Below are 16787 nucleotides of genomic sequence, written 5' to 3'. Positions count from 1 at the left end.
ATAAGCAGCCGTTACCTAAATAACGGATATGTACCCAGCTCACAGATCACATCAGGCAACCGCCTTGCGCGGCACCAGCGTCACCCAGTACCGCGTACGAAACTGCACCTCCAGCGCCATCGTCGACGCCAGCAACGCAAGAATGCGATCCGTATCCGCCAACTGAAAACTCCCAGTCACCCGCAACGTCTCCAGGCTCGAGTCCCAACGCATCACCCCTGGCCGATACCGCTCCAACTCCCGCAAAAAATCACCCAACAGCTGGTTCTGCGCAGTCAGCACACCCTCGCGCCAACCCAATTGCAACGCATCAAACCCCACCGCAGCACCCATCCCCGACGCCTGCAATCGAGCCTGCTGCCCACCGTGCAATGTCGCCATCTGCCCACGCAGGTCCTGCACCTGCACTACGCCCTTGAGCACCGACACCAAACACCCGGATGACAGCTGCCGCACACACACCTCAGCCTGGCTGACGATCACCTGGCCATAACGCGTCTGCACCGTCAGCGCACCAGCCCCCGGCACCGTCAACGCCATCTCCCCTTCCACCAGCGTCACACGGCGCCGGGCCGCATCCACATCCACCGCACTCGCGGTATTGAGTTGCAGGCTGCTGCCATCCGCCAGCGTCACCTGCTTACGTTCGCCGGTGGCGGTGTGCAGGTCGGCGCGCCATGCATCAATCGGCAATTGCCGGCTAAGCAACTACGCAGCCGGCACCAACGCCGCCACGCCCAACGCACGCTTGAGCACCGCACGCCGACCCGGTTGCGGGCGATCGAGGCTGGCCATGGCCAATGCCGGAGGCAAGTCGGTAAAACGCTGGCGCAGTAACTGGGCTTTTTGCCAGATCTGTTCGTGTTGAGGATGGCTGTCACGCCACTGCTGCAGGCTGGCATGGTCACGCTCAGTGGCAGTACCGGACTCCAGCAACGCCAGCCACTGTGCCGCCGCACGGGCAAGATCCGGCGTGGTACGGCTCACAGGTCCACCAGCAGGCAATGCTCATAGGCCTGGGCCATGTAGCGCTTGACCGTACGCTCGGAAACCTTGAGCCGCTCGCCAATCTCGCGATAGCCCAGGCCCTCCAGCTGGCTCCAGAGGAACGCGCGACGCACCACCGGTGGCAAACCATCGAGCAGCTCATCCAGGGCTTGCAGGGTTTCCAACAGCAGCCAGCGCTGTTCCGGCGACGGCACGCAAGCCTCCGGCAACTGCATCAACGCCTCGAGATACGCCTGCTCCAGGCTGCGCCGCTGGTGAAAATTCACCAGCAAGCGCTTGCCCACGGTCACCAGATAGGCCCGGGGTTCCTGCAATTGCGCAATCGGCTGGGCGCTGGCCAGCACCCGCAGGAACGTGTCCTGGCTCAGGTCTGCGGCATCCCAGGCGTTGCCCAGACGGCGCCGCAACCAGCTTTCCAGCCAGCTGCGGTGGTCGCGGTACAAAGTGTGAAGCGTCGGTTCAGCGCGGTGCGTCGGCAATACAGCATCATTCATGGCAAGTAACCTGCGCGGCGCGAGCCAGTCTCAAATGAGATTAATTCTATTTAATATCCCGCCGGCATACCACGTTCTTTTGCACAGGATGTTTAAAGCATCGCCGCCTTTTGCCTGAGCATGTCGATAAACATCCCTAACTCGCGACTCACCGGGTCACCCCGGCGCAGCAGCATGCCGAATGGTGCGAGCTGCACCTCCAGCGCCACCGGCAGTGCGACCACCAGGCCCATTTTCAGGTAATCCCGCAGGGCGCTTTCCGAGAGCACCATGATTGCGTCGGTCAGTTGAATCAGTTGCTGCATGGAATACACCGAGCTGCATTCGATGATGTCTGCCGGCTGCGGTAACGCAAGGCGTTGCAGCGCTTCGTCGAAGCCGATGCGCGCCGGGCTGGTTTCCGGTTGCAGTATCCACGGCCAGTCGCTGACCAGCTCCGTCAACGCCAGGTCATCACGCTGGGCCAGGGGATGGCCGGCGTGCACCACCACCAACAAACGCTCGTTGCCCAAGGGTTCGAAGGTGTAATGCTCGCTGTCGGTGGCGGCATTGCGCCGCGCGATGGCCAAGTCGATGCGGCCTTGTTCCAGCAACTGGATCACCTGGTCGCTGGTGTCGCCCATGATGCGAATGCGCAGTTGGGGATTGAGTGTCTTGATCTGGGCGATGGAGTCCATCACCAGGTCCGGGGCCGCGCCCATGATGGTGCCAATCGACAAGTAGCCATAGCCGCCCTGTTGACGTGCCATCAGGTCTTCGGCGCAACGGTCGAGACCACTCAGCGCCGACTCGGCAAAGCGGATCAGTTCCTTGCCCAGCGCAGTCGGGCGCATGCCCCGGGGCAGGCGCTCGAACAGGTCACAGGCAAACATGTCCTCGATCTCGCGCAACATGCGTGTCGCCGCCGGCTGCGACATGTTCAGGCTTTGGGACGCACGGTGCAGGTTCTGGCTGGAACTCAAGGCCACCAGCATGTGCAGATGCTTGTAGCGCAGGCGGTTGAACAGGCTGCGGGAGATCAACGGACTACTCATTTTTATCCTTGTTATCGATACCCTGAGGTTATCAGTTGTAAGCGAGATTCGATTTGTAGCGCATGGATTGAGCGCCGTACAGTCCTTCCCATAAGAACAAAACACCGGACTGAACAATGAAGACCCTGCCCGCGCCTCTGCTCGCCAAAATTTCCTGGCGGCTGCTGCCCTTCCTGCTGTTGATGTACATCATGGCCTTCCTCGACCGCGCCAACGTCGGGTTCGCCAAGCAAGCCTTCCAGGCCGACACCGGCCTCAGTGACGCCGCTTTCGCCTTTGGCGCCGGGGTGTTTTTTGTCGGCTATGCGCTGCTGGAAGTGCCGAGCAACCTGATCATGCATCGCGTCGGTGCCCGCCTGTGGATGTGCCGGATCATGGTCAGTTGGGGCCTGGTGTCCGCCGCCATGATGTTTGCCCACAACGAAACCAGCTTCTACGTGTTGCGCTTTCTGCTGGGCGTGGCCGAGGCCGGGTTTTTCCCCGGGGTGATTCTCTACCTCACCTACTGGTTCCCCTCCGCAGTGCGTGGCAAGGCCATGGGCTTCTTCTACTTTGGCGCACCCTTGGCCTTCATCTTCGGCAGCCCGCTGTCCGGCCTGTTGCTGGAGCTGGACGGTTTCTCCGGGCTGCGTGGCTGGCAATGGCTGTTTGCGGTGGAAGGCCTGATGGCCACCGCGGTTGGCATTTGGGCCTACTGGTACCTGGACAACCGCCCCGCCGATGCCAAATGGCTGAGCGTTGCAGAGCGCCGCCAGATCCAGGATTTGCTGGACCACGAAGACCAACACAAAACCTCCCACGGCCGCAGCCTGCTCACGGTGCTGTGTCAGCCCAGCGTGCTGTACCTGTGCCTGGTGTACCTGCTGATCCAGGCCAGCGTCTACGGCGTGGTGTTCTACTTGCCAACCCAAGTCGGCGGGCTGCTGGGGACCAAGGTCGGCTTAATGGTGGGCCTGGTCTCGGCGATTCCCTGGGTCTGCGCACTGTTCGCCGCGTGGTGGATTCCCGGCTATTCCGACCGCACCGGCGAGCGCCGCAAAACCGCGTCCCTGACCCTGTTGATGGCCGCCGCCGGGATCGCCTGCTCAGTGACCTTCGCCAACCCGCTGCTGGGCATGCTCGCCCTGTGTTTTGCCGCCTCGGGTTTTATCGCTGTACAACCGGTGTTCTGGACCTTCCCGTCCAGCTACCTGGCCGGCAGCGCAGCGGCGGCCAGCATCGCCCTGATCAACTCCTTCGGCGCCCTCGGCGGGTTTATTGCCCCGGTGCTGAAGAACTGGGCAGAAACCGCCTTTCACTCCCCTGCGGCCGGCCTTTACCTGCTGTCCGCCACCACCGTACTCGCAGCGTTGCTGGTACTCGGTATCCATTCCCCAGGCCAAAAAGCGACGAACACGCCGGCCACTGTTTAATCAAGGAGTCACACCATGGGCAACCTCACTATCAAGCACGTCCGCGCCTTTGTGCTGCGCGGCGGCGGCGCGGACTACCACGACCAGGCAGACGGCCACTGGATCGACGATCACATCAGTACCCCCATGAGCAAATACCCCGAGTACCGCCAGAGCCGCCGCAGTTTCGGGATCAACGTACTCGGCACACTCGTGGTGGAAATCGAAGCCAGCGACGGCACCGTCGGGTTCGCCGTGACCACCGGTGGCGAGCCCGCCGCGTATATCGTCGAGAAGCACCTGGCGCGCTTCCTGGAAGGCGCCCGCGTCACCGATATCGAGAAAATCTGGGACCAGATGTACCAGTCCACCCTGTACTACGGCCGCAAGGGCCTGGTGATCAACACGATCTCCGGTGTCGACCTGGCGCTGTGGGACCTGCTCGGCAAGATCCGCCAGGAGCCGGTGCACCAGTTGCTCGGCGGCGCGGTGCGTGACGAATTGCAGTTCTACGCCACCGGCGCCCGCCCGGACCTCGCACAGAAGATGGGCTTTATCGGCGGCAAGATGCCCTTGCACTACAGCCCATCGGAAGGCGAAGAAGGCCTGCGCAAAAACCTCGAGGAACTGGCAACCATGCGCGAGCGGGTCGGCCCGGACTTCTGGCTGATGCTCGACTGCTGGATGAGCCTGGACCTGAACTACGCCACCAAACTGGCAACCGGCGCCCATGAATACGGCCTGAAATGGATCGAAGAAGCGCTGTCGCCCGACGACTACTGGGGCTATGCCGCGCTGCGCAACAACGTGCCCAAAGGCATGTTGGTTACCACCGGCGAACACGAAGCCACCCGCTGGGGCTTTCGCATGCTGTTGGAGATGGGGTGCTGCGACATTATCCAGCCAGATGTGGGCTGGTGCGGCGGCCTCACCGAGCTGGTGAAAATCTCCGCCTTGGCCGATGCCCACAATGCGTTGGTGGTGCCCCACGGCTCGTCGGTCTACAGCTACCACTTTGTTGCGACCCGCCATAACAGCCCGTTCGCCGAGTTCCTGATGATGGCGCCCAAGGCAGACGAAGTGGTGCCGATGTTCCACCCGCAACTGCTCGGTGAACCCGTGCCGGTGAATGGCCGCATGCGCCTGTCGGTGCTCGACAAACCCGGGTTTGGCGTGGACCTCAACCCCGATTGCCAATTGCATCGCCCGTACAACCGCTGAGGACTCCTGCCATGAACATGCCCCACAACGCTTTCAAGGCCGCGCTGCGTAAAGACGCCGCGCAATACGGGATCTGGGCCGGCTTCGCCACCGCCTATGCCGCCGAGATCGTCGCCAGCACCGGTTATGACTGGATGCTGATTGACGGCGAACACGCCCCCAACACCGTACCCGGCGTGCTCAACCAGCTCCAGGCCGTGGCGCCCTACGCCACCGCCCCGGTGGTACGCGCGGTAAGCAGCGACGCCAACCTGATCAAGCAACTGCTGGACGTCGGCGCCCAGACGCTGATGATCCCGATGGTCGAAACCGCCGAGCAAGCCAAGGCCCTGGTGCGTGCGATGCGTTACCCGCCCCACGGTATTCGTGGCGTTGGTGGCGGCTTGACCCGCGCCACCCGATGGGACGGCGTGTCGGATTACCTCAACACCGCCCATGAACAGCTGTGCCTGATCGTGCAGGTGGAGTCGCGTCGCGGCGTTGAAAACGTCGCGGCGATTGCGGCGGTGGAAGGCGTGGACGCGGTATTTATCGGCCCCGCCGACCTGTCCATCGGCCTCGGTCACGCCGGCAATCCCGGGCACCCCGAGGTGCAGGAACGCATCCAGCACGCGGTCAACGCCACGCTGGCGGCCGGCAAGGCCTGCGGCATTCTTGCGCCCAACGAAGACGATGCTCGCCGTTATCAAGCCTGGGGCTGCCAGTTCATTGCGGTGGCCATCGATATCAGCCTGCTGCGCCAGGGTGCCATGGCGACCCTGGCCCGCTACCGCCCCGCCGCCGACGCCAAGGCGCCGTCACGTACTTACTGAGGAGCCAAGCATGTCATCCGTACCGGTCTACCAGAACTTCATCAATGGCCGCTTTACCCCGAGCGATGCCCACCTGGATGTGTTGAACCCGGCCACCGGCGTCCTGCTGTCGAAGGTCCCGGCGGCCACCGCCGAAGACGTCGACCAGTCCCTGGCCGCTGCCCGCCATGCGCAGAAAGACTGGGCGCGCAAGCCGGCGATCGAACGCGCCGGGCACTTGCGCCGCATCGCCGCCAAGCTGCGGGAAAACGTCGGTCACCTGGCGCGCACCATTACCCTGGAGCAAGGCAAGGTCAGCGGCCTGGCGGAAGTGGAAGTCAACTTCACCGCCGACTACCTCGACTACATGGCCGAGTGGGCGCGCCGCATTGAAGGCGAGATCATCACCAGTGACCGCCCCAACGAAAACATCTTCCTGTTCCGCAAACCCCTGGGGGTGGTGGCCGGTATCCTGCCGTGGAATTTCCCGTTCTTTTTGATCGCCCGCAAGATGGCCCCGGCATTGCTGACCGGCAACACCATCGTGATCAAACCCAGCGAAGAAACGCCGAACAACTGCTTCGAGTTCGCCAAATTGGTGGCCGAGACGGACCTGCCGGCCGGGGTATTCAATGTGGTGTGCGGCGATGGCCGCGTCGGTGGCGCCCTCACCGCCCATAAGGGCGTGGACATGATCAGCTTCACCGGCAGCGTCGCCACCGGCTCGCGGATCATGGCTGCTGCGGCACCGAATATCACCAAGCTCAACCTGGAACTGGGCGGCAAGGCACCGGCCATTGTCCTCGCCGATGCCGACCTGGACCTCGCGGTAAAAGCCATTCGCGACTCGCGGATCATCAACAGCGGCCAGGTGTGCAACTGCGCCGAACGGGTGTACGTGGAGCGCAAAGTCGCCGACCAGTTTATCGAGCGCATCAGCGCCGCGATGGCCGCCACCCGCTACGGCGACCCCATCGCCCAGGCCGATGTGGAGATGGGCCCACTGATCAACCGCCAAGGACTGGACAGCGTCAATCGCAAGGTACGCACCGCCTTGAGCCAGGGTGCATCGCTGGTCACCGGTGGGCAGATCGCCGACCTGGGCCAGGGGTTTCACTTCCAGCCGACGGTATTGGCCGGTTGCCACGCCGACATGGAAATCATGCGCGAAGAAATTTTTGGCCCGGTGCTGCCGATCCAGATTGTCGACGACCTGGATGAGGCGATCGCCATGGCCAATGACTGCGACTACGGCCTGACGTCCTCGATCTACACCCGTGACCTGGGCAAGGCGATGCAGGCGGTGCGCGAATTGTCGTTCGGCGAAACCTACGTCAACCGCGAGAACTTCGAGGCGATGCAAGGCTTCCATGCCGGCGTGCGCAAATCCGGAATCGGCGGCGCCGACGGCAAGCACGGCCTGTATGAGTACACCCATACCCATGCGGTGTACCTGCAGGGCTGAGGTGGTGCAACGGGCCCTGGCGCGGTAGCGTGCGGGCCCTTCCCTATCCATTGTTCCGAAGGATTGCGCTATGCCTCTTACCCCTTACAGCGGGCCGATCATCGACAGCCATTTGCACCTGTTCGACCCGCGCCGCCCCCAGGGCATTCCCTGGCCCGAGCCGGGCAACGCGCTGTATGCCGCGCATTTGCCGGCTGACTATTGGGGGCTGGCAGGCGAACATAACGTGATCGGCGCCATTGCCGTGGAAGCCAGCCCATGGCGCGACGACAACCGCTGGTTGCTGGAGACCCTTCGCAGCGACCCGCGCATGCTCGGTTTCGTCGGCAACCTTGACCCGCTGCACGGTGACTTTGCGGCAGACCTTGAGGCCTTGGCTCAGGAACCCCTGTTCCTCGGTTTGCGTTACGGCAACCTGTGGGACCGCGACTTGCTCGAAGACCAGACGCGCCCCGGCTTCATCGATGGCCTGCGCCGGCTTGCCAAATGCGGGCGTGGCCTGGACAGCGCCAACCCCAATCCGCGCCTGATCAAAGGGCTGCTGCACCTGAGCGACGCCTTGCCCGAGCTGCGCATCATCGTCGATCACCTGCCCAATGCCAGCGTGCCCGCCGGCGAAGAATCCGCGTATCACGCCGACCTGATGCGCCTGGCAGAGCGGCCGAATGTGTTTGCCAAACTGGCGGAAATCCCCCAGGTCGGCCCGCAGGGTCTGATCCTTGACCCGGCGTTCTACAACAACCGCCTGGCCGTGCTGTGGGAAGCCTTTGGGGAAGACCGTTGCTTCTTCGGCAGCGACTGGCCCAACAGCGATCATCTGGCCAGTTTCGCCACCACCCTGGACCTGGTGAAAGCCTGCATGGCGGGCAAACCCGAGGACGTACAGGGCAAGTTCTTCCTGCACAACGCGGTGCGCATCTACAGCCCCACGCCACCCCACGGAGGCCAGTCATGCAGACCCGAGCCTTTCGCATGAACCTCAACCCCGGCCAGCACGCCGAGCACCGTCGACGCCATGACGAGATCTGGCCCGAACTGGCCCAGGCCCTGCGTGATGCCGGGATGCTGGACTACCGGATCTTCCTCGACGAGGCCAGCAACGCCTTGTTCGCCGTGATGACTCACGAAGACCAGCACAGCCTCGATGCGTTGCCGAGCACCGCTCTGATGCAACGGTGGTGGCAGTACATGCAAGACATCATGCCCAGCCATCCGGACGCCTCGCCCGTCAGCGTGGATTTAATCCCGATGTTCAGCCTCACCCCAGGCTGAAACAGCTTGCTACCACAACAATAAAAAAGGATTCGACTACGTGGAAATCATTCTCTTCGGTGTGATCCTGCACTTCATCGGCGGCTTCGCCTCCGGCAGTTTCTACATCCCTTACAAGAAGGTTCGTGGCTGGGCGTGGGAAAGCTATTGGATCACCGGTGGCCTGGTGTCATGGCTGATCGTGCCGCTGATTGCCGCGCAGCTGACCGTGCCCGGTTGGGTCGACATCCTGCGCCAGGCCGAGAGCAGCACCCTGCTCTGGACCTACCTCTTCGGAGTGCTCTGGGGCATCGGCGGGCTGACCTTCGGCCTGACCATGCGCTACCTCGGGCTGTCCCTGGGCATGTCGCTGGTACTGGGCCTGACCTCGGCCCTTGGCGCCTTGATGCCGGCGCTGTACCGCGACCTGTTCACCGACGCCACCGAAGGCACCCTGACCTCGATGCTCGCGTCTCAGGGCGGGCATTGGGTGCTGTGGGGTGTAGCGGTTTCACTGGTGGGCATCGCGGTGTGTGGCAAGGCCGGGTTAATCAAGGAGCGTGAAGTGCCGGAGGCGGTGAAGTTTGCCAGCATCAGCGAGTTCTCGGTGGCCAAGGGCATGCTGGTGGCGGTGATCTCCGGCGTACTCAGCGCGTGCTTCAGCTACGGCATTTCCGCCGGTCGCCCCTTGGCCGCAGCGGCCGTGGAGCACGGTGCCAACAGCCTGTTCCAGAACAACGTGACCTTCATGGTGATCATGTGGGGTGGCCTGACCACCAACGGCCTCTGGTGCCTGTGGCTGAACTGGCGCAACCGTACGTTCCACAACTACACCGACCGCAGCACCCCGCTGCTCGGCAACTACCTGCTGGTGGCGTGCGCTGGCACCCTGTGGTTCCTGCAGTTTTTCTTCTACGGCATGGGCGAAAGCCGCCTGCAGAACGACGCCAGTTCGTGGGTGTTGCACATGTCTTTCATCATCATCGTATCCAACTGCTGGGGTCTGTATTTCCGCGAATGGCAGGGCACCAGCGCCACTAACAAAGGCGTATTGGTCGCGGGTATCGCGGTAATTCTCGGTGCTATCGCCATGGTTGGTTACGGCAACTATCTCGGCTGAGGCCGCTTTTTTTCCAGGAGTCCACTTATGTTACTTGCAGACAAAACCGTGATTATTACTGGCGCCTCCCGTGGTATCGGCCGCGCCGCCGCCAGGGAATGTGCACGCCAGGGTGCCCGTGTGGTCATCGGCCACAGTGGTAGCGGCCAAGGCACTGAAGCGGCGTTTTCGTTGATCGAGGAAATCAAGGCGTTCGGCGGCCAAGCGGTGGAGGTGGGCGGCGATGCGGCTGATCCGGACACCGGCGACAAACTGGTGGCCGGCGCGCTCAAGGCATTCGGCAGTGTGGATGTGTTCGTCAACAACGCCGGGATCTGTCCGTTCCACTCGTTTCTCGACATGCCGCGTGAGGTGTACCTGAAGACGGTCAACACCAACCTCAACGGCGCCTACTTCGCCGTGCAAGCGGCGGCAAACCAGATGAAAAACCAGGGCAAGGGCGGCGCGATCATCGCCGTCAGTTCCATCAGTGCGCTGGTGGGTGGCGGGATGCAGACGCACTACACGCCGACCAAGGCCGGGCTGCACTCGTTGATGCAGTCCTGTGCGATTGCGTTGGGGCCGTATGGTATTCGCTGCAACTCGGTGCTGCCGGGAACGATTGCCACCGATATCAACAAGGAAGACTTGGCCGACGAGGAGAAGCTGGCGTACATGACTTCGCGCACGCCGTTGGGGCGCCTGGGTGAACCCGACGACGTCGCGGGGCCCATCGTGTTCCTCGCCTCGGACATGGCGCGGTATGTGACCGGAGCTTCGCTGTTGGTAGACGGGGGATTGTTTGTCAACTTGCAGTAGCGTTGGGAAGCGGGCCGCCGCGACGGGGCGTCCCTGCCCCGTACTACCTGCGTTCGGCCAGCGTGGTTTAACGGGGCGCCTAAGATCAAGATCAAAAACAGATCAAGAGCACAGCGGCCTGAAAGCCGACTTGAGTGTTGAAGAGCAAAATCAAAATCTAAAGCGAGCACGGTCAAAAAATGTGGGAGCGGGCTTGCTCGCGAATGCAGTCTTTCAGTTGATGCATTGGGTGACGGACACACCGCATTCGCGAGCAAGCCCGCTCCCACATTTGGACCGTGTGCGCCCTTGATCTTGCTCTGGCTTCTACCACTCAAGCCGGCCTGTAGGCCGCTGTGCTCTTGCTTTTGATTTTGATCTGGCTCTGACTGCCCCAATAAGCCCGAGCCACAGCGAGGCGCCGACAGGCGGGGCAGAGCCCTGTGCTTACTTTGGGCTGGGCCGGCATTCCGGCTTTTCCAAAGCGAGTCGCTGTAAGAGCGAAACCATAAGCAGCCGTTACTCAACTAACGGATATGTACACCAAAAACCCCCTACCCCTCACAATCGAAAACCTCCCCACGCCTAACCACACTACCCGCCGCAAGCACCGCTCCCGGTGCCAACACACCATTGGCTCCAACCCGCGACTGATCCCCAAGCAGCGCGCCAAACTTGTCACAGCCGGTGCGCTGCAACTGCCCGTCAATGCGCACCTGCACTTCCTTGTCGTCACGCTCGTTCCGGTAGTTGGCCACGATACTGCCGGCTTCCAGGTTAACCCCGCGGCCCAATACCGAATCACCGACAAAGTTGAAATGCGCCAACTTGCTGCCGCTGAAGACAAAGGACGTCTTGAGCTCGGCACCCGGTCCGAAGATGCAATATTCATCCATCCAGCAACCGCCGCGAAGGTAGGCACCGGCAGCGATAAAACAGTGGGCGCCGATGATCAGCGGCGCTTTCAAAACAGCGCCCGCCTCCACGACCGCAGTACGGTGCACGGCAATCTCGTCATGAATCTCATAGTCATCATCAGAAAGCCCCGCCAGCAATTTGCGAACGATTTCCGGCGCCTGGGTCACCAACTCCCACGGCGCAAGATCCACCCAGGGTGCCAGCGGCGAACGGGAAAAATCAGCGATGTAATCGGTCAGTCGAATCAACGTCGAGCCCTCTACAGATCAGAGAAGCCCGAAACGCTAACACCCCCGTCACTGCCCGTCGAGCAGCACCGGTTTGCCCAACTCGCCGATCTTCTCCAGCCGCGCCCGCACGATGTTGCGGCTGATATTCAGCAGGCGCCCGGTCTGCAACTGGTTGCCATGGCAATAGCGATAGGCCGCGCGAAAGATCGTCTCTTCGATGTGCTCGTAGAGGTCCGGAATGTTCTGTTCGAACAACGCAGTGAGCGCCGCCTCCAGGCTCACCGGCCCAGTGATCGCAGGCGCGGCCTGGTTCGCCTCGTCCTGGCGAATGCCGGAAGAACGCATGTCCACCAGGTGCAAATCCGGCGGCTGCACCAGTTGATTGCGGCACACCAGCAACGCATGGTGAATGGCGTTTTCCAGCTCGCGAATATTCCCCGGCCAGCTGTGTTCCAGCAGCTTGCGCTCGGCATCGATGCTCAGTGACGCGCGGTTGTAGCCGAGGCGCTGGCAGTGCTCTTCAAGAAAAAATTCCGCCAGCGGCAGGATGTCGCCGGGCCGTTCCCGCAGGGGCGGCAGGCGGATGGTGGCGACGTGCAGGCGGTAGAACAAATCCTCACGAAAATGCCCCGCCACCACCGCGTCGGCGAGGTTGACGTTGGTGGCCGCCACCAGCCGTACGTTGATCGGAATCGGTGTGCGCGAGCCCAGGCGCACCACTTCTCGCTCCTGCAACACCCGCAATAATTTGACCTGCATGTTCAACGGCAAATCGCCGATCTCATCCAGAAACAGCGTGCCGCCGTTGGCCGCTTCGAACCAGCCGGCCTTGTGGGTGGTGGCGCCGGTGAATGCGCCTTTCTCGTGGCCGAACAACTCACTTTCCACCAGGGTTTCGGCGAAGGCGCCGCAGTTCACCGCCACAAACGGTTCACGCCCGCGACGGCTCAGGTGATGGATATGCCGCGCGACCAATTCCTTGCCGGTGCCGGTCTCGCCGATGATCAAGGTGTTGGCCTCACTGGGGGCCAGGCGCTCGATACGCGCCAGCAATTCCTGTGAGCGCGGGTCCTTGAAGACCAGCACGGTGGCGCGCACCGACTTGGTCAATTCACGGGCATTGGGATGGGTGATCAGCGACATGGTGCATTCCTGGCAGTAAAAGCGCGTGTCAATAGTGCATGAAGTTTTCTATACCATTTAATTATTAATTAATATTTATATATTCCCAAAACGAATATACCAACACATCGCACCTCGCCTGCTGCTGGAGCAGCAATCAGCCAGCACCTGCGTGTGTGCAGATCAACACCAAGCCGTTGCCAGGCAGTTCTTCGAAAACCCGCAAAGCCACGTTCTACAAGGCGTGCAGCGCGTTTTTCGGCTGATGGCATGCAATCTGCTCTCTCCCTCTCAACGCCACCTGCCCTGTAGGAGCTGGCTTGCCAGCGAAGAGGCCCTAAAGCCTTGCACCGACTAAACGGACGCTTTCGCCGACAAGCCGGCTCCTACAGGGGGTCGCGATCACTTAGCAGGGAGATCCCAATGAAAAGATTCTGGCGCAACAGCATCGCCACCATGTTCGCTGTGCTGGTCAGCACCGGCGTGCTGGCCGAACAGGCGCCACCGGCGTCGGTGAAGATCGCGATCGTCGCCTACACCCAGGGCGGCAAACCGGTGTTCGGCGGCATCGCCGGGCGCGTCATCGAAGACGGCTGGCTCGAAGCGCAACTGCGTGAGCGCGGGGTCAAGCTGGAGTGGATCGCCCTGCCCCATGCCGGCGCCGGGCCGCAGATCAACGAAGGCTTCAGCAACAACAGCCTGGACTTCGCCGTACGCGGTGACCTGCCCTCGGTAATTGCCGGCGCCGGTGGCGTACCAGGCAAGCTGATCGTGCCCGGTGGCAGCGGCAACAATATTTACCTGGTGGTACCGGAAGGCTCCGCCGCGAACACCATCGAAGACCTCAAGGGCAAGCGCCTGGCGCTGCATCGCGGTCGGCCATGGGAGTTCGCCTTCAGCAACTTCCTGGCCAGCAAGGGCCTGAAGCTCGACGATTTCAAGATTGCCAACCTCAACCCGCAAGTCGGCGCCGCGGCTGTGTCTGCCGGCAAGGTCGACGCAGCAGTGTTGCTCAGCGAGGCCTATGCCCTGGAAGACAAAGGCGTGGGCAAGATCATCTGGTCGACCAAGCAAGGCAGCAACGACTGGCGGCTGGTGTCCGACCTGTGGGGCACCGAGACCTTCGTACAGCAGCACCCGGATATCACCCAATTGCTCGCCACCGCCTGGGTGAAAGCTGCGTGGTGGATTTCCCAGCCACAGAACCAGGACGCCTATTACCAACTGTCATCCCGCGCCGGCACCGCCGAGAGCGTGCTGCGTCGCGACGACCAGAACGACCCGGTGGCCTGGAAGGATCGCTGGGCGCCAAAAAGCGACCAGCAACTCAAGGCTCATTACCAGGCCCTCACCACCTACGCCCTGGCCAATCACCTGATTCGCGACACCTACGACATCGGCCCGTCACTGGCCACCGGCTTTACCAACCAGGCCCTGATCGACCTGAAACTCACCGACTACTGGCCGGCCCTGCGTGGCCAGGTCAGCACCAATCCGTAATAGGGAAATTGAGCATGAAACTGCCGCACTCCTTTGCCTTCGGCCTCAGCGTCCTGGCCCTGTCCATGAGCGTGTTTGCTGCCGACACCTACGCCCCCAAACCTGACCCGCTGCAAGGTGATGGCCGCGTCTCGGCTTTCTACACCTGGGAAAAAGCCATCCCGGCCGTTCCCGGCAAACTGCTGCGCAGCGAGCCGCTGGACAACACCCTGAGCCTGGCCAATGCCGCCAGCGCCCAACGCATCCTGTACAGCTCCACCGACGGCATCGATAACAAGACACCGATCGTGGTGTCCGGCGCGTTGTTCCTGCCCAAAGGCACGCCGCCTGCCGGTGGCTGGCCAGTGGCGAGTTGGGGCCATGGCACCGTGGGCGTGGCAGATGTGTGTGCGCCGTCGTGGCAAGGTCGCTCCTACCGTGACGTGGCCTACCTCAATCGCTGGCTGGCCGAAGGCTTTGCCGTCGTCGCCACCGACTACCAGGGCCTCGGCGTACCCGGTGGGCATCCGCTGCTGAACAGCCGCATGGCCGCCTACGGGATTCTCGACGCCGCCAAGGCCGTGGTGGCCGGCGTACCCGGGCTGGCCGACAAAGTGCTGATCGTCGGCCAGTCCCAGGGCGGTGCCGGCGCCTTCGCCGCAGCCGCCTATGCCGCCACCTACGCTCCGGACCTGGGAGTGAAAGGCAGCATCGGCACCGGCGTGATCTACACCCTCGACTACGCGAAGAACCCCAGCGAGGAAGTGCGCAACAAAGTCGATCCCACCCTGGCCTACGGCTTCTACACGTTGCTCGCCGCCCAGCAATACGACCCGAGCATCAACCCCGCCGACTTCTATACCGACAAGGCCCTGCCGATTTTCGAGCAGGCCCGTACCAGTTGCCTGTTCGCCCTCGAAGGCGATGTCGAAGGCCTCGGCCTGAGCATCGCCAACACCAAGAAAGACTACAAGGGCAAGCAACTCGCGCCGTGGCTGGCGCAGGTGTCTTACCCGACGCTGAAAACCTCGAAGCCGATTTTCATCGGCACCGGCGCCGAAGACACCACGCCGGCCGCCGCGACCCAGGTCAAGCTGATGCAGGACGCCTGCAAGGCTGGCTCCATCGTCGAAGGCCACCTGTACAAAGGCCTGGGCCACAGTGCCACGGTCAATGCATCGCTCAAGGACTCGATCCCGTTTGCCCACAAAGTCATCAACGACCAGCCGATCACCCCGATCTGCGCCCCCACCGCGCAATAAGCAGGAGGCTTGCATGAGCATCGAATTCTTTACCCGCCTGCCCTTGCACGGCGAAACCCAGTTCCTGCCCGGCGACCCGCGCAACCGGGGCGACTGGCATCGCGGCGGGCCCAGCACCGGCGCGGTGTCGGGCTTCAGTGTCGGTGATCATTTCACCTACATCGACTACCTCGGGCAAATCGCCAGGGCTGCGGAGATCAACGGCTTTGGCGGCGCACTGATGGTCAACGCGCCCACCGGCGAAGAACCGTGGACCGTCTGCGCGCTGCTGGCCCGGGAAACCCGTACCCTGCAATTCGTCACCGCCTTCCAGCCTTACCACTACACCCCGTGGGTGGCGGTGCAGCAGGCGGCGACCTACCAGCGGGCCACCGGCAACCGCCTGGTGTGGAACATCATCAACGGCGGCTCGGACGTGATCCAGCGCCAGGTCGGCGACTTCAGCGACCACGATGAACGCTACGAACGCGCCACCGAATTCATGGACGTGGTCAAGGGCTATTGGCACAACGAGTCCTTCCACTACGACGGCAAGTTCTACAAGGCCGACGGTGGTGGCCTGCGCGGGCCATTGAAGAAGGCCAAGCTGCCGCTGATCTGCACCGCCGGCTCATCTATCGCCGCCCGGGAGTTTGCCGCCAAGCACGCCGACTTCTACCTGATGCGCGCCGAACACCCGGACGAAATCGCCGCCCTGATCGCCGACCTGCGCGAACGCGCGCTGAAGTGGGGCCGCACTGACATTCGCTTCGGCCTGTCGATTGACGTGATCACCCGGGAAACCGAAGAACTGGCCCGCACCGAAGCCAAACGCTTCTTCGACGAAGGCATCGCCCGCGGCGCGGTCAAGGCCGTGGCGGCCCACGCCGGGTTGCGTACGGCGCGCAAGCTCAGCTACGAGCACGGCTTCAGCGAAAAAACCGAGACCCAGGGCTTCGATGACTTCTTCATCCACCCCAATGTATGGACCGGTTTTGGCTACATCGGTATTCCACCGGGCTGTGCGCTGGTGGGCAGCTACGAGAACGTGGTGGCGCGGATTCGCGAGTACAACAGCATCGGCATCGACCTGTTCTTCCTCGCCGGCTATCCGCACCTGGAAGAAGCCTACCGCCTCGGCGAGCACATCCTGCCGCACTTTCGCAGTGAACGCGCCGAGTTGAGTCGTCCCCAGGAGCCGGTGTTGGAACTGCGCTCCGCCAACGGCCCGGCCGGAGTCTGATG

Annotated in this window: 15 protein-coding genes and 1 pseudogene; 11 read left to right on the top strand and 5 right to left on the bottom strand. The window is 62.5% G+C overall.

Annotated elements, in window-relative coordinates; all coding sequences use genetic code 11:
- Positions 1-51 precede the first annotated feature (51 nt).
- The 3 genes and pseudogenes from LIY45_RS27180 to LIY45_RS27170 all read right to left on the bottom strand — a co-directional run bounded on the left by LIY45_RS27180 (position 52) and on the right by LIY45_RS27170 (position 2536).
- A pseudogene (locus tag LIY45_RS27180) lies at positions 52-987 on the bottom strand (FecR domain-containing protein).
- Entirely contained in the window at positions 984-1502 is a 519-nt protein-coding gene (locus LIY45_RS27175) for a sigma-70 family RNA polymerase sigma factor (protein ID WP_226478203.1), read from the bottom strand. Before LIY45_RS27175 ends, LIY45_RS27180 begins: the two are co-directional and overlap by 4 nt.
- A 92-nt stretch (positions 1503-1594) precedes the next feature.
- Positions 1595-2536, bottom strand: a complete 942-nt coding sequence (locus LIY45_RS27170; protein ID WP_076016683.1) for a LysR family transcriptional regulator — start codon at positions 2534-2536, stop codon at positions 1595-1597.
- A gap of 116 nt (positions 2537-2652) precedes the next feature.
- Here LIY45_RS27170 and LIY45_RS27165 point away from each other — a divergent pair, with 116 nt between their 5' ends.
- The 8 genes from LIY45_RS27165 (at position 2653) to LIY45_RS27130 (ending at position 10573) form a co-directional block, all read left to right on the top strand.
- Positions 2653-3948 carry an MFS transporter gene (locus LIY45_RS27165; protein WP_226478202.1) on the top strand — a complete coding sequence of 432 codons (1296 nt, stop codon included), beginning with the start codon at positions 2653-2655 and terminating at the stop codon, positions 3946-3948.
- A gap of 15 nt (positions 3949-3963) precedes the next feature.
- Entirely contained in the window at positions 3964-5148 is a 1185-nt protein-coding gene (gene rhmD / locus LIY45_RS27160; RefSeq protein ID WP_102605248.1) for an L-rhamnonate dehydratase, read from the top strand.
- Between the two features lie 11 nt (positions 5149-5159).
- Positions 5160-5960 carry an HpcH/HpaI aldolase/citrate lyase family protein gene (locus LIY45_RS27155; protein WP_226478201.1) on the top strand — a complete coding sequence of 267 codons (801 nt, stop codon included), beginning with the start codon at positions 5160-5162 and terminating at the stop codon, positions 5958-5960.
- 10 nt (positions 5961-5970) lie between these two features.
- The gene (aldA, locus tag LIY45_RS27150) at positions 5971-7404 is read left to right on the top strand and encodes an aldehyde dehydrogenase (protein ID WP_226478200.1); all 1434 of its coding nucleotides are present in this window, start codon (positions 5971-5973) and stop codon (positions 7402-7404) included.
- A gap of 70 nt (positions 7405-7474) precedes the next feature.
- Positions 7475-8380 (top strand): amidohydrolase family protein, encoded by a 906-nt coding sequence (locus tag LIY45_RS27145; RefSeq protein WP_226478199.1) that lies wholly within the window; start codon positions 7475-7477, stop codon positions 8378-8380.
- A complete protein-coding gene (gene rhaM, locus LIY45_RS27140; RefSeq protein WP_226478198.1) occupies positions 8356-8676 on the top strand; it encodes an L-rhamnose mutarotase in 321 nt (106 codons plus the stop codon). Before LIY45_RS27145 ends, rhaM begins: the two co-directional genes overlap by 25 nt.
- A gap of 40 nt (positions 8677-8716) precedes the next feature.
- The gene (gene rhaT, locus LIY45_RS27135) at positions 8717-9775 is read left to right on the top strand and encodes an L-rhamnose/proton symporter RhaT (RefSeq protein ID WP_226478197.1); all 1059 of its coding nucleotides are present in this window, start codon (positions 8717-8719) and stop codon (positions 9773-9775) included.
- 27 nt (positions 9776-9802) lie between these two features.
- Entirely contained in the window at positions 9803-10573 is a 771-nt protein-coding gene (locus tag LIY45_RS27130) for an SDR family NAD(P)-dependent oxidoreductase (RefSeq protein ID WP_008431301.1), read from the top strand.
- Positions 10574-11106: 533 nt separating this feature from the next.
- Here LIY45_RS27130 and LIY45_RS27125 read toward each other — a convergent pair.
- Both LIY45_RS27125 and LIY45_RS27120 read right to left on the bottom strand, forming a co-directional pair.
- A complete protein-coding gene (locus LIY45_RS27125) occupies positions 11107-11718 on the bottom strand; it encodes an LpxA family transferase (RefSeq protein ID WP_102605253.1) in 612 nt (203 codons plus the stop codon).
- Positions 11719-11766: 48 nt separating this feature from the next.
- Positions 11767-12843 carry a sigma-54 dependent transcriptional regulator gene (locus LIY45_RS27120; protein ID WP_003216996.1) on the bottom strand — a complete coding sequence of 359 codons (1077 nt, stop codon included), beginning with the start codon at positions 12841-12843 and terminating at the stop codon, positions 11767-11769.
- Positions 12844-13245: 402 nt separating this feature from the next.
- Between LIY45_RS27120 and LIY45_RS27115 the strand changes: the two genes are divergently transcribed.
- From LIY45_RS27115 to LIY45_RS27105, 3 genes are read left to right on the top strand one after another with little or no spacing between them, the layout of a single operon-like run.
- A complete protein-coding gene (locus LIY45_RS27115) occupies positions 13246-14322 on the top strand; it encodes an ABC transporter substrate-binding protein (protein WP_003216993.1) in 1077 nt (358 codons plus the stop codon).
- 14 nt (positions 14323-14336) lie between these two features.
- Positions 14337-15563 carry a lipase family protein gene (locus LIY45_RS27110; RefSeq protein ID WP_003216992.1) on the top strand — a complete coding sequence of 409 codons (1227 nt, stop codon included), beginning with the start codon at positions 14337-14339 and terminating at the stop codon, positions 15561-15563.
- A 13-nt stretch (positions 15564-15576) separates the two neighbouring features.
- The gene (locus tag LIY45_RS27105; protein ID WP_008430959.1) at positions 15577-16785 is read left to right on the top strand and encodes an LLM class flavin-dependent oxidoreductase; all 1209 of its coding nucleotides are present in this window, start codon (positions 15577-15579) and stop codon (positions 16783-16785) included.
- Positions 16786-16787 lie beyond the last annotated feature (2 nt).

It is taken from the genome of Pseudomonas sp. MWU16-30323, from assembly GCF_020515595.1.
GTDB classification, from domain to species: domain Bacteria; phylum Pseudomonadota; class Gammaproteobacteria; order Pseudomonadales; family Pseudomonadaceae; genus Aquipseudomonas; species Aquipseudomonas yamanorum.
This window is presented reverse-complemented; position numbering and strand designations above follow the sequence as displayed.